The organism is Streptomyces sp. NPDC048637, from assembly GCF_040650675.1.
Taxonomy (GTDB): domain Bacteria; phylum Actinomycetota; class Actinomycetes; order Streptomycetales; family Streptomycetaceae; genus Streptomyces.
Map to the genome: position 1 here is coordinate 34,953 of NZ_JBEZHQ010000047.1, position 13,656 is coordinate 48,608.

Genomic DNA, 13,656 nt, shown 5'->3' on the forward strand with positions numbered 1-13,656 from the left:
GGCGAGATGACCGCACAGGACGAAGCCCCAGAGCTGGAAGTATGGATCGATCAGGATCTGTGCACCGGGGACGGCATCTGTGCGCAGTACGCGCCGGAGGTCTTCGAGCTCGACATCGACGGGCTGGCTTATGTGAAGAGCGGCGACGACGAGCTGCTCCAGGACAAGGGCGCGACAACGCCCGTCCCGCTGAAGCTGCTCAATGACGTGCGGGACTCCGCGAAGGAGTGCCCCGGGGACTGCATCCACGTCCGCCGCGTCCAAGACCTCGTCGAGGTCTACGGCCCGGACGCGGAGTAGCCCCGCTGAGGCGGAACGCTCCCGGCGCGCACACCGTGTGACCGGTCAGACGCGCCGGGTGCTCATGGTGGCGGGGAGTTCGCTCTGGACGAACTTCCCGCCCTTCCATTGCCACTTGAGGCTCTTGCGCACGTCCGGGCAGCAGCGCGGGACATCGCGCGTGGAGTAGCCCAGGACCGCCGCCGAGATCGCGCCATCCTTGACGGTGAGGGTTTGGACGCTGCGCTGCTGGGCGGGCGCGAGGAGTGTCGCCACGATCCGCGGGGCGGCCCGGCGCTCGGCCGGCTGCGCAAGGACGTAGACGCCGCTGGGCGGGGAGCCCGCCCCGGTGTGGCAGCGGACCACCGCGACGGTCTCGGTCGTACCGTCGCCGTCCAGGTCTCCGGAGGCCTTTTTCACCACGTCGAGGCGGTTGGGGCCACAGTCGACCGGAAAGGTCACCTTGCTCGGGTCGGGGGCGGCGGCGGGGTGCCGGCCGGCCGTGGCGTCGCGGGAGGTGGTGGCCGTGGCGTCGGGGGGCTGGACGAAGGACGCGGCCGCGACGACCGCCGAGATGGCGGTGGCGGTGGCGAGCCAGTGCATGGGGCGCGGCTGGGTGTGCAAGAGGTCCTGGCCTGCCATGGGCTGCACGCGGGGTAACTCCTGTGAGGTGCTGAAGCGGTGGGAGTGCCCAGCATCGTTCCACAGGAGGGGGCGCCAAGGAACCAGCAGGGCCGGAGTTTTCCGTGCAGATCCAGGGCGGAAACGCAGCGGCGCCGCCGGCGGATTCCCGTACGGGAACTCGTCGGCGGCGCCTGGTGATTCGGTGGCCGGTTCTGGACGGTCAGCCGCGGTCGGCGGAGCCGCCTCCGGAGGCCGCCGCCGGGTCCTTGCCGGGGCCGGTGTAGTCCTCGCCGTACGCGCCCTTGGCGGGGCGGCGGCGGCGCAGCGGGGGCTCGACGCCGTCGGCGAGGCGGCGGGCGGTCAGCAGGAAGCCGGTGTGGCCGATCATCCGGTGGTCGGGGCGGACGGCGAGGCCCTCGACGTGCCAGGTGCGGACCATGGTTTCCCAGGCCGACGGCTCGTTGAAGGTGCCGTGTTCACGGATCGCCTCGACGGTGCGGGCCATCTGCGTCGTCGTCGCGACGTAGGCGCAGAGGATGCCGCCGGGGACCAGGGCCTTGGAGACGGCCTCCAGGCACTCCCAGGGGGCGAGCATGTCGAGGATGACCCGGTCGACCTCGGTGTCGGAGAGGTTGTCCTGGAGGTCACCGACGGTGAGCGTCCATGCGGGGTGCGGACCGCCGAAGTAGCGCTCCACGTTCTGGGTGGCGATCTCGGCGAAGTCGGCGCGGCGCTCGTAGGAGTGCAGCATGCCGTCGTCGCCGATGGCGCGCAGCAGGAAGCTGCTGAGCGACCCGGAGCCCACACCGGCCTCGACGACGCGGGCGCCGGGGAAGATATCGGCCATCGCCAGGATCTGCCCCGCGTCCTTGGGGTAGACCACGGCGGCGCCGCGGGGCATGGACAGGACGTAGTCGGGGAGCAGCGGGCGCAGCGCGAGGTAGGCGACGTTCCCGGTGGTACGGACAACGCTGCCCTCGGGAGCACCGATCAGCTCGTCGTGGGGGAAGGCTCCCTTGTGGGTGTGGAAGCTTTTTCCCTCTTCGAGCGTGAAGGTGTAGTGGCGTCCCTTGGGATCGGTGAGCTGGACCTGGTCCCCGACCTTGAAGGGCCCGCGACGGCGGGCGGCACCGGTCGGTTCGGACATGTGACCAGCCTACCGGCCCGTTGGGACGCCGCGGACCAGTGGGCCGGGCGAGTGAGCCGAAGGGCGCGCGCCCCCGGAGGCGAACCGGGCCCGGTCAGGCAGCCTTACGGGCCATGGCGGAGACGAAGGCCCGCTCGACGTCGGCGGTGGAGAGCACGCCGTAGATCTCACCGGTCTCCTCGACGACGAGGTATTCGGTGGCGGGGGTGGCCCGCAGGTATTCCAGGAGGTCCTCGCCGGCGAGTTCGGCGGAGACCCGCATGCCGTCCTTGAGGTCCTGGGCGAGGGTGCCCACGGGGACCCAGGGGCGGCGGTGGTCGGGGACGCCGACGATGGCGGCCTCCCGGACGAGGGCGGTGGGCGTGCCCTGGCGGTCGACGACGACCAGGGCGCGGGCGCCGGCGTCGTTGGCGCGGCGCAGCGCCTCGGAGAGCGGGGTGTCGGTCTCGACGGGGACGGCGCGCCGGGTCAGGGTGCGGGCGGTGAGGTCGGGGAGGCGTTCGCGCAGCCGGGCCATGCGCAGGCTGTTGCCGGCGCCGGTCCAGATGATCGCGGCGAGGATCGCGGCGAGCAGCGCGTCGGTGAGCGAGTCAGCGCCGCCGATCTCGGGGCGGGCGGTGCCGAGGGCCCCGGTGTGGGTGAGCAGCGGCAGTCCGATGAGGACGGTGACGGCGAGCGCACGGCCGACCCAGGCGGCGGCGATGGTGCCGCTCATGGGCCTGCCGGTGATCTTCCAGACGAGGGCGCGCAGCATCCGGCCGCCGTCCAGCGGGAGGCCGGGCAGCAGGTTGAAGACCGCGACGATGAGGTTGGAGATCATCAGGCCCGCGAGCAGGACACCGGGGACGGTGCCGGGCTCGACCAGCTGCATACCGCCGTAGAAGACCCCGGCGAGGACGAGGGAGAGCAGCGGGCCGACGAAGGCGAGGACGAATTCCCTGCCGGGGGTCTCGCTCTCCTTCTCGATCTCCGAGACGCCGCCGAAGAACTGCAGCTGGATGCGGCGTACGGGGAGCTTGAAGCGGAGCGCGGCGACGGTGTGGGCCAGCTCGTGGACGAGCACCGAGGCGTAGAAGGCGACGGCGAAGAAGAGCGAGACCAGATAGCGGGCGGCGCCGAGCTCGGGCAGCACACGCTCCAGCTGGCCTCCGAAGACCCAGGTGATCAGGGCGGCGACGAGGAACCAGCTCGGCGCCACGTAGACGGGCACGCCGAAGGGGCGGCCCATCAGGATGCCGCCGCCGCTCTTCTTCTTGCCCGGGGTGGGTCCCTTGGGTGAGTTGTTGTGCTCGGGCGGCTCGGGCGGCTGGGGCCGCACGGACTCCTCGGGGTCCTGCGACTTCCCGCTCTCGTCCACGGCGTCCCCTCATCGAATACGGCATTCGCCCCTGCTCGGCCTGATATCTCGATCATGCAGGGCGAAGGGGTCCGCCGTCGATGGTATGCGGAGCGGCCGGGCCCGGTCCGCTGCGGGGCCCTTGCGCCGGTGACCCGTCCGCGCATGTCAGTGGCGGGCCGTAGGGTTTTGTGGCATGGGATGGAGCACGGAGCAGGCCGAGGCGGGCACACAGAGTGGGCAGAGCGGCGGCGAGCCGGGCGCGGAGGCGGCCGGGGCTGCGGCGGCCGGGGCTGCGGCGGCCGGGGCTGCGGCGCGGGGCGGGGAGCAGCCGCGGCCGCCGGTGGCGCTGTCGCCGTCGCGGGCGAGCGATTTCATGCAGTGTCCGCTGCTCTACCGCTTCCGGGTGATCGACCGGCTGCCGGAGAAGCCGAGCGCGGCGGCGACCCGTGGCACGGTCGTGCACGCGGTGCTGGAGCGGCTCTTCGACGCCCCGGCGGCGGAGCGTACGGCGGCCGGGGCGCGGTCGATGGTGCCGGGCGAGTGGGCGAAGCTGCTCGCCAAGCGGCCGGAGCTGGCCGAGCTGTTCGCGGAGGACGCGGAGGGCGAGCGGCTGGCGGGGTGGCTGGCGGAGGCCGAGGCGCTGGTGGAGCGGTGGTTCTCGCTGGAGGATCCGACGCGTCTGGAGCCGGCGGACCGTGAGCTGTATGTGGAGACGGTGCTGGATTCGGGGCTGCAGCTGCGGGGGTTCATCGACCGGGTGGATGTGGCGCCGACGGGCGAGGTGCGGATCGTCGACTACAAGACCGGCAAGGCGCCGCGTCCGCAGTTCGCCGAGGGCGCGCTATTCCAGATGAAGTTCTACGCCCTGGTGATGTGGCGGCTGCGCGGTGTGGTGCCGCGGCGGCTGCAGCTGGTCTATCTGGGCAGCGGCGATGTGGTGACGTACGACCCGGGCGAGGCCGATCTGCGGGGCGTGGAGCGGAAGTTGCTGGCGCTGTGGGAGGCGATCCAGCTGGCGACGGCGACCGGCGACTGGCGGCCGCGGCCGACGAAGCTGTGCGGCTGGTGCGACCACCAGGCGCACTGTCCGGAATTCGGCGGCACTCCCCCGGTGTATCCGCTCCAGGTGCGCCCGGCGGAGGGCGGTGTGCCGCCGCAGGGCAGAATGGGGGACATCTAACGAAGGAGAGCTCGTGGCCATCCGCGTCCTGCTGGTCGACGACCAGCCCCTGCTGCGTACGGGATTCCGGATGATTCTGGAGGCGGAGCAGGATCTGGCGGTCGTCGGGGAGGCCGGTGACGGTCTCCAGGCACTGGAGCAGGTGCGGGCGCTGCAGCCCGATGTGGTGCTGATGGACATCCGGATGCCCCGGATGGACGGTGTCGAGGCGACCCGGCAGATCACCGGTCCGGCGAAGGACGGCCCGGCGAAGGTGCTGGTCCTGACGACCTTCGATCTGGACGAGTATGTCGTCGAGGCGCTGCGGGCCGGGGCGAGCGGCTTTCTGCTCAAGGACGCGCCGGCCAATGAGCTGGTGCAGGCGATCCGGGTGGTGGCGGGCGGCGAGGCGATGCTCGCGCCGAGCATCACGCGCCGGCTGCTGGACAAGTACGCGGGGCATCTGCCGTCGGGCGAGGAGCCGGTGCCCGACACCCTGCACACCCTCACCGAGCGCGAGGTGGAGGTGCTGAAGCTGGTGGCCCGCGGGTTGTCGAATGCGGAGATCGCCGCGGATCTGTTCGTGAGCGAGACGACGGTGAAGACGCATGTGGGCCATGTGCTGACGAAGCTGGGGCTGCGCGACCGGGTGCAGGCGGCGGTATACGCATACGAGAGCGGGCTGGTGCGCCCCGGCGCCCAGTAGGCGACGGGGGCCTGACGGCCCGGCAGACGGATGACGGCGGGGCCGGCCCGGGGAATTTCCCGGGCCGGCCCCGCCGTGGTGTACCGGTCCGGTCAGGCCTCGGCCGACTTGCTGATCTCCCAGAAGCGGAAGACGGTCGACGGGTCCAGGGTCCATTCCAGGCCGGAGATCCCGTCGCGGGCCACCGCGTACTGCTTGCCCTGCCATATCGGGATCATCGGCACGTCCTCCGCGACGATGTCCTGCAGCTCCCGGAACTGCGACTTGGTGGCGCCGCGGTTCGGCTGGTCGGCCGTCTTGGGCAGCAGCCGGCCGGTGATGGTGGGCGAGCTGTAGTTGTTGGCCACCACGCTGTCCTTGCCGAAGAACGGCGCGGTGAAGTTGTCGGGGTCCGGATAGTCGGGGATCCAGCCCTTGACGTAGACGCCGAACCGGCCGGCGGCCATGCCCTGCTCGTACTCCTTGGTGGGCAGGGTGCGCACCTTGGCGTCGAACAGCCCGCTGGCGTTGAGCTGTTGGGCGATTTCCTCGAAGGCCGGGACGGTGCCGGGGCCGTAGCGGTCGGGGGTGGCCCACAGCGTGAGCGGCACCTTGCCGTTGAAGCCGGCGGAGCGCAGCGCGTCCTTCGCCTTGTCGGGCTTCGGGCGGTCGCCGTAGGTGTTGAAGAACGAGGTGCTGTGGCCCGTGATGCCGGCCGGGACGATCGAGTACAGCGGCACCGCGGTGCGCTGGTAGACGTCCCGGACGAGGGTGGAGCGGTCCAGGAGGTAGGCGATCGCCTTGCGGACGCCCTGCTTGCCGGCGACCGGGTCCTTGAGGTTGAACACCAGGTGCATGACCTCGGCGCTGGCGCCCTCGACGACCTGGGTGCCGTGCTGCTGCTTCAGGGAGGCGTTGGTCAGCTCCGCGATGTCCTTCATGGCCAGACCGCGGTAGGCGACATCGACGTCGCCGCCCTCGACGGCCTTCTTGAGCTTGCCGGCGGCGTTGAAGAACTTCACGGTCATGCCGGAGTTCTTGACCTTGGCCGGGCCCTTGTAGGAGTCGTTGACGGCGAAGACAGCCTTCTGGGAGCTGTACTCCTTGAGGGTGTAGACACCGGAGCCGACGGCCTTGCCGTCGGTGCGCAGCCGGTCGGCGGGGTACTCGGCGTGGTCGACGATGGAGCCGGCGCCCGAGGCAATCTTCATGGGGAAGGTCGCGTCGGGCGTCTTCAGCCGGAAGACCACGGTCTTGGAGTCCGGGGCCTCGACCTTGTCGAGCGCGGAGAACATCACGGCGGGGCCGTTCTTGTCCTTGATGCGCCGGGTGCGGTCGAAGGAGTACTTGACGTCCTTGGACGTCAGCTTGTCCCCGTTGCTGAAGGTGAGGCCGCCCTTCAGAGTGCAGCGGTAGACCTTGCTGTCCCGGTCGGTGAAGCCGCAGCGCTCGGCGGCCTCCGGCTCGGGGGTGGTGCCTCCCTTCGGGAAGCTCAGCAGGGACTGGAAGACGTTGTTGAACAACAGCCAGGAGACGGGCTCGTAACCGGCCGCGGGGTCGGTGGACACGACCTTGTCCGTCATTCCCATGACCACGGGCTCGCCGTTGCCGGCCGCCCCCGAGTCGTCCGTGCCGCACCCGGCGACCGCGAGCAGAGCTGTCGTCAGCCCCGCTCCGATCGGGGCGGCCAGCCACTGGTCACGCTTCCTCACTAAACGGTCCTCACGTTCTGGGTCGTGCCTGTCGGGCCGCGGCGGGGAAGCCGCGGCGGTGGTGTGCTGCAGGGGTCGCATCCGCCCGCTCAGTCGGCGACGCCGCGGCTGAGCTCCCAGATCTGCAGTCCGGAGGCGGAGTTGAGGGCCCACTCGAGGCCGGTGATGTCATCGTGGGCGGCGACGTACTGCTTGCCCTGCCACAGCGGGAGGAGCGGTACGTCGTCGGCGATGATGTCCTGCGCCTGCTTGAAGTCGGCGCCCGCGGCGTTGCGGTCGGACTGCTGGCGGCTGGACGGGATCAGCTGTGACTCGATCTTGCCGTTGCGGTACGGGGAGCCGAGGAAGTTCTGCTTGCCGAGGAACGGCGCGATGTAGTTGTCGGCATCCGGGATGTCCGGGAACCAGCCCATGTTGTAGACGGAGTACTTGCCGTCCAGGGCTTCGGTACGGAACTGCTGCCAGCTGTCGACGCTCTTGATGCTGACGTCGAACAGCTTGGTGCTGTTGAGCTGGCTCTGCAGCGCCCGGACCTCCTTGGCGGTGCTGGAACCGTAGTGGCTCGTGGTGTACGTGAGGGTGAACTTCACCGGGGAGGTGATGTTCGCCTGCCGCAGCGTCTTGCGGGCGGCCGTGGCGCTGGGGTTCCCGTACTTGTTGAAGAAGGAGTTGATGTGGCCAGTGAGGCCCGTGGGCACCATCGAGAAGAGCGGGTCGCCGGTGTAGGAGTAGACGTTCCGCACCAGGTCCGAGCGGTTGACGATCTGCGCCATGGCCTGCCGCACGGCCTTGTTGGAGACGGCCGGGTCCTTGGTGTTGAAGGCGAGGTAGCGGATCTCCTGGCCCGGCTGCTCCTGGAGCATGATGCCCTTGTCGCGGGCCTTCTCCAGGCCCCTGACCTGGTCGGGCGACAGACCGCGGTTCATCACGTCGACGCTGCCCTTGCGCAGCGCCTTCTCCGTGGAGGCGGAGTCGTTGAAGAAGCGCATCTCGACCTTGTCGTTCTTCGCCTTCACCCCGCCCTTGTAGTCGGGGTTCCTGGTGAAGAGGGCCTTGGCGATGCGGTTGCCGCTGCGCTCGATCTTGAGGGTGTACGGGCCGGAGCCGACCACGTCGAAGCCGCTGTAGAGGCGGCCCTTGGGGTACACCTCGGAGTCGACGATGGACGCGGCGGGCGTGGTGAGCTTCTGCGGGAAGGTGGCGTCCGGCTTGCTGAGGTGGAAGACCACCTCGCTGTCGCTGGGCGCCTCGACCTTGTCGACGCCGTCGAGCAACGGCACCGGACCGTTGGTGTTGTTGATGGTCTTCATGCGCTCGATGGAGAACTTGACGTCCTGCGCCGTCAGGGCATGCCCGTTCGAAAACTTCAGGCCGCTGCGGAGGGTGCAGCGGTACTGCTCGTTCTGGGTGTCGCGGAACCCGCAGGACTTGGCGGCCTCGGGCACCGGAGCGGTACCGGACCGGGGCAGCCGCATCAGCGTCTGCAGGGTGCTGCGCATGATGTTCCACGCGTCGACGTCGTAGGCCTGCGACGGGTCGAGCGGAGCGGGCGCCGCCTTGGTCGCCTCGATCGGGGTGGCGACCCCCACGACGATCGGATCGACACCCTCGCCCGCACCGTCCGAGCTGCCACAGGCGGCGAGGACGGGGGCGAGGAGACCGGCCAGCGCCGGCAGCACCAGGGTCTTGCGATTCATCGTCGGCAGGTTCCTTATCAGCGCAGCAATGTTGCTCGCGACGACATTAGTAGGAACGGCCAGCCGCGCTGAGACACAAAGGAGTTGTCTCGATATGGCACCTGGATAGCGACGGCAAGGGGATCGATATCCGGACGGCGGAACGATTCACACGTTGCCTCACCAATCCGGACACTTACCCCCGCGGAAACCACCCCGGAGGCTTCCTGGAACACCTGTGGAGTCCGCTGTCGACGGCCCGGCACGTGAGAAACGTCACGCGTTCAAAGATCCATGGCGAGGCAACAATTCAGTCAGCGCATTCGTCACGGAAAATGAGCGGGTCACTCCCCTCGGTTCCCGGCGCCTTTCCCGCAGCACGCTCAGTGCACGGTTCCACGGCTTTCCGTGATGAGCGTCCGGAGAAATGGCAGATCGACTTCTTCCAGCGAGCGCACGACCGTACGCCCCAGGGACGGCGGGATCGGTGTCACCGAGGGCACCGCGACGACCGGGCAGCCCGCCGCCTCACCCGCCGTCACACCGGTCATGGTGTCCTCGATGACCGCACAGCACGCCGGGTCCGCCCCCAGCCGGGCGGCGGCGGTCAGATACGGGTCGGGGTGCGGTTTGGTGCGTTCCAGGTCGTCGCCCGCCAGGGTCAGCCGGAAATGCTCCGGGCCGAGCGAGTGCAGCATCTGGTCGACGATGGCCCGGTGCGAGGCGGAGACCAGCGCAGTGGGGACCTCATGGGCGGCCAGTTCGGCCAGCAGCCTGCGGGCGCCCGGCATCAGGGGGACACCGCGCCCGATGCGGGCCAGGAAGGCCGCGTTGAGCAGCACGCTGAGCTCGGTCAGGCTGATGTCGACGCCGGTGGCCTGAATCAGATAGCCGGCACTGCGGGTCATCGGACCGCCGACCACGACCTCGCGGTGTGTGTCGTCGAGGATGTGCCCCAGCTCGGCGAAGACCTCCGCCTCCGCCTCCCACCAGAAGCCCTCGGTGTCGACGAGGGTGCCGTCCAGATCGAGGAATACGGCCTGGAGGGTCGCGGCTTCGGCCGTGCGGGTGCCGACTGCGGGGATGCTGCTGGTCATCCATCCACCTCCGTTACGACGTCCCCCAAGGGGACGAAAGGGCCGGTCGCCATCCCCGGCTGGGGAAACGACCGGCCGCCACCGGACCGATAAGTGTACGACGGTACGCGCCGGAATGCGTGGTGATACAGGTCAGGGCCGTCCGGGGCGGAACCCCGGGACGGCCCTGGCATGCTCACGCAGAGTTACCGTGTGTTGCTGCCGTGACCGGGGGCAACACGTGGGCTCCGGCGGGCTCCCGCCCGCTACCGCGCGTTGAAGTACTTGGCTTCCGGGTGGTGGATGACGATGGCGTCGGTGGACTGCTCGGGGTGGAGCTGGAACTCCTCGGAGAGCTCGACCCCGATCCGCTCCGGCTGCAGCAGGTCGGCGATCTTGGCGCGGTCCTCCAGGTCGGGGCAGGCGCCGTAGCCCAGCGAGAAGCGCGCGCCGCGGTACTTGAGCGCGAACATGTCCTCGACGTCGGCGGGGTCCTCGCCGGCGAAGCCCAGCTCGGCGCGGACCCGGGCGTGCCAGTACTCGGCGAGCGCTTCGGCCAACTGGACGGACAGGCCGTGCAGTTCGAGGTAGTCGCGGTAGGAGTTGGCCTCGAAGAGCTCGGCGGTGGCACCGCCGATCTTCGAGCCGACGGTGACGACCTGCAGGCCGACGACATCGGTCTCGCCGGACTCCTCCGGGCGGAAGTAGTCGGCCAGGCACAGCCGCCGGCCGCGGCGCTGACGGGGGAAGGTGAAGCGGGTGCGCTCGGTGCCGTCCTCGTGCAGCAGGATCAGGTCCTCGCCCTTGGACACACACGGGAAGTAGCCGTGCACGACGGCCGCTTCCAGCAGATTCTCGGTCTGCAGCTTGTCGAGCCAGCCGCGCAGCCGGGGGCGGCCCTCGGTCTCCACCAGCTCCTCGTACGTCGGCCCCTCGCCGGTGCGGGCCTGCTTGAGGCCCCACTGGCCCTTGAACAGTGCACCCTCGTCCAGCCAGGAGGCGTAGTCGGCCAGCTGGATGCCCTTGACGACCCGGGTTCCCCAGAACGGCGGCGCCGGGACGGGGTTGTCGATGGCCACGTCGGAGCGCACCGCGCCCTCAGGCTCCTCGGCCTCCGGCACGGCGGTGTCCCGCTTGGGCACCCGGCGCTGCTTGAGCTCGGGGAGGCTGGCGCCGGGCACCCCGCGCTTGACCGCGATCAGGGCGTCCATCAGGCGCAGGCCCTCGAAGGCGTCCCGGGCGTAGCGGACCTCGCCCTCGTAGATCTCGTGCAGGTCCTGCTCGACGTAGGCGCGGGTGAGGGCGGCGCCGCCCAGGATGACGGGGAAGTCGGCGGCCATCTTGCGCTGGTTGAGCTCTTCCAGGTTCTCCTTCATGATCACCGTGGACTTGACCAGGAGTCCGGACATCCCGATGACGTCGGCCCGGTGCTCCTCGGCGGCTTCCAGGATCGCCGAGACCGGCTGCTTGATGCCGAGGTTGACGACGTTGTAGCCGTTGTTGGACAGGATGATGTCGACGAGGTTCTTGCCGATGTCATGGACGTCGCCGCGGACGGTGGCCAGCACGATGGTGCCCTTGCCCTCGTCGTCGGTCTTCTCCATGTGCGGCTCCAGGTAGGCCACCGCGCTCTTCATGACCTCGGCGGACTGCAGCACGAACGGCAGCTGCATCTGACCGGATCCGAACAGCTCACCGACGACCTTCATGCCCTCCAGGAGGGTGGCGTTGACGATGTCGAGCGCGGGCCGCTCCTGCAGCGCCTCGTCGAGGTCCGCCTCCAGGCCGTTCTTCTCCCCGTCGATGATGCGCCGCTGGAGGCGCTCGTCCAGGGGCAGCGCCAGCAGCTCCTCGGCCCGGCCGGCCTTCATCGACTTGGTGTTGACGCCCTCGAACAGCTCCATCAGCTTCTGCAGCGGGTCATAGCCCTCGCTGCGCCGGTCGTAGATCAGGTCGAGGGCGACCTTGACCTGCTCCTCCTCCAGGCGCGCGATCGGCAGGATCTTGCTCGCGTGCACGATCGCCGAGTCCAGACCGGCCTTGACGCACTCGTCCAGGAACACGGAGTTCAGCACGATCCGCGCGGCCGGGTTCAGACCGAAGGAGATGTTCGACAGGCCCAGGGTCGTCTGGACGTCCGGGTGACGCTTCTTCAGCTCCCGGATCGCCTCGATGGTGGCGATGCCGTCCTTGCGGGACTCCTCCTGGCCGGTGCAGATGGTGAAGGTCAGACAGTCGATGAGGATGTCGCACTCATGAACGCCCCAGTTGCCGGTCAGATCGTCGATCAGCCGCTCGGCGATGGCGACCTTGTGCTCGACGGTGCGGGCCTGGCCCTCCTCGTCGATGGTCAGCGCGATCAGCGCCGCGCCGTGCTCCGCCGCCAGCGCCGTGACCTTCGCGAACCGCGACTCGGGACCGTCCCCGTCCTCATAGTTGACGGAGTTGATCACCGCACGGCCGCCGAGCTTCTCCAGGCCGGCCTGGATGACGTTCAGCTCCGTGGAGTCCAGCACCACGGGCAGGGTGGAGGCGGTGGCGAACCGGCCGGCCAGCTCCTCCATGTCCGCGACGCCGTCCCGGCCGACGTAGTCGACGCACAGGTCGAGCATGTGGGCGCCCTCGCGGATCTGGTCGCGGGCCATCTCCACACAGTCGTCCCAGCGCCCCTCCAGCATCGCCTCACGGAACTTCTTCGACCCGTTGGCGTTGGTCCGCTCACCGATCGCGAGGTAGGAGGTGTCCTGGCGGAAGGGCACCGTCTGGTAGAGCGAGGCGGCACCCGGCTCGGGGCGCGGCCTGCGCGGCGGCGGGGTGACCCCGCGGACCCGCTCGACGACCTGGCGCAGATGCTCGGGGGTGGTGCCGCAGCAGCCGCCGACCAGCGACAGGCCGTACTCGCCGACGAAGGTCTCCTGGGCATCGGCCAGCTCGGCGGCGGTCAGCGGGTAGTGCGCGCCGTCCTTGCCCAGCACCGGCAGCCCCGCGTTGGGCATGCAGGCGATCGGGACGCGGGAGTGCCGGGCCAGGTAGCGCAGGTGCTCGCTCATCTCGGCCGGGCCGGTCGCGCAGTTCAGGCCGATCATGTCGATGCCCAGCGGCTCCAGCGCGGTCAGCGCCGCGCCGATCTCCGAGCCCAGCAGCATCGTGCCGGTCGTCTCGACGGTGACCGAGCAGATCACCGGGAGGTCGCTGCCGGTGGCCTGCAGGGCGCGGCGGGCGCCGAGGATGGCGGCCTTGGTCTGCAGCAGGTCCTGGGTGGTCTCCACCAGCAGCGCGTCCGCACCACCGGCGATCATGCCCTCGGCGTTCTGCTGGTAGGCATCGCGCAAGGTGACGTACGGGGCGTGTCCCAGGGTCGGGAGCTTGGTGCCGGGGCCCATCGACCCGAGCACATAGCGCTGCTGCCCGGTCGAGGCCGTGAACTCGTCGGCGACCTCCCGGGCGATGCGCGCACCGGACTCCGAGAGCTCGAAGACCCGCTCGGGGATGTCGTACTCGGCCAGCGCCGCGAAGTTCGCGCCGAAGGTGTTGGTCTCCACGCAGTCGACACCGACCGCGAAGTACTCCTCGTGCACCGACCGCACGATGTCGGGCCGGGTCACATTGAGGATCTCGTTGCAGCCCTCCAGCTGCTGGAAGTCCTCCATGGACGGATCCTGCGCCTGCAGCATGGTGCCCATCGCGCCGTCCGCGACCACCACCCGCGAGGCCAGGGCCTCACGGAACGAGGCGATGCGGGACGTGCTGTCGGACGATGGCGTGTTCGAGGCCATGGAGATGCTCCCGTGGTTGCGACGGCTGTCGGCTTTGCACCCTCCTTCAGAGGGCGCACCCGGCCAGCGTAGCTGCCGGTCCGGTACACGTGTTCCCCGTTTCACGCCCTGGACAGCACCGCTCCACCCCCCTGCCTGCACTATCCGTGATCGTTGACAGACTCCGGTGCGCTCGACAAGAAA

10 protein-coding genes are annotated in these 13,656 nt (G+C 69.7%); 3 read left to right on the forward strand and 7 right to left on the reverse strand.

The features are described 5' to 3' along the window. Positions 1–6 precede the first annotated feature (6 nt). A complete protein-coding gene (locus AB0C46_RS35810) occupies positions 7–300 on the forward strand; it encodes a ferredoxin (protein ID WP_362833143.1) in 294 nt (97 codons plus the stop codon). Between the two features lie 45 nt (positions 301–345). Here the strand turns inward: AB0C46_RS35810 and AB0C46_RS35815 are convergent, their stop codons facing one another. From AB0C46_RS35815 to AB0C46_RS35825, 3 genes are all read right to left on the reverse strand, one after another. Then, a complete protein-coding gene (locus AB0C46_RS35815) occupies positions 346–921 on the reverse strand; it encodes a hypothetical protein (protein WP_362833177.1) in 576 nt (191 codons plus the stop codon). A 202-nt stretch (positions 922–1,123) separates the two neighbouring features. Then, entirely contained in the window at positions 1,124–2,050 is a 927-nt protein-coding gene (locus AB0C46_RS35820) for a tRNA (adenine-N1)-methyltransferase (RefSeq protein ID WP_362833145.1), read from the reverse strand. Positions 2,051–2,144: 94 nt separating this feature from the next. Continuing rightward, on the reverse strand, positions 2,145–3,407 hold the full coding sequence (locus AB0C46_RS35825; RefSeq protein ID WP_362833146.1) for a site-2 protease family protein: 1,263 nt from the start codon (positions 3,405–3,407) through the stop codon (positions 2,145–2,147). A 175-nt stretch (positions 3,408–3,582) separates the two neighbouring features. Between AB0C46_RS35825 and AB0C46_RS35830 the strand changes: the two genes are divergently transcribed. Together AB0C46_RS35830 and AB0C46_RS35835 are read left to right on the forward strand one after the other, a co-directional pair. Next, entirely contained in the window at positions 3,583–4,569 is a 987-nt protein-coding gene (locus AB0C46_RS35830; protein WP_362833148.1) for a RecB family exonuclease, read from the forward strand. Positions 4,570–4,582: 13 nt separating this feature from the next. Next, the gene (locus tag AB0C46_RS35835; protein ID WP_020929992.1) at positions 4,583–5,254 is read left to right on the forward strand and encodes a response regulator transcription factor; all 672 of its coding nucleotides are present in this window, start codon (positions 4,583–4,585) and stop codon (positions 5,252–5,254) included. 92 nt (positions 5,255–5,346) lie between these two features. Here the strand turns inward: AB0C46_RS35835 and AB0C46_RS35840 are convergent, their stop codons facing one another. From AB0C46_RS35840 to metH, 4 genes are all read right to left on the reverse strand, one after another. Next, positions 5,347–6,945: an ABC transporter substrate-binding protein gene (locus tag AB0C46_RS35840; protein ID WP_362833150.1), complete on the reverse strand. Its 1,599-nt coding sequence runs from the start codon at positions 6,943–6,945 to the stop codon at positions 5,347–5,349. Between the two features lie 89 nt (positions 6,946–7,034). Then, a complete protein-coding gene (locus AB0C46_RS35845) occupies positions 7,035–8,642 on the reverse strand; it encodes an ABC transporter substrate-binding protein (RefSeq protein WP_362833151.1) in 1,608 nt (535 codons plus the stop codon). Positions 8,643–9,004: 362 nt separating this feature from the next. Continuing rightward, positions 9,005–9,718: an HAD family phosphatase gene (locus AB0C46_RS35850; protein ID WP_362833152.1), complete on the reverse strand. Its 714-nt coding sequence runs from the start codon at positions 9,716–9,718 to the stop codon at positions 9,005–9,007. A 245-nt stretch (positions 9,719–9,963) separates the two neighbouring features. Beyond that, positions 9,964–13,473, reverse strand: coding sequence for a methionine synthase (gene metH, locus AB0C46_RS35855; protein WP_362833153.1), 3,510 nt, complete (start codon positions 13,471–13,473; stop codon positions 9,964–9,966). Positions 13,474–13,656 lie beyond the last annotated feature (183 nt).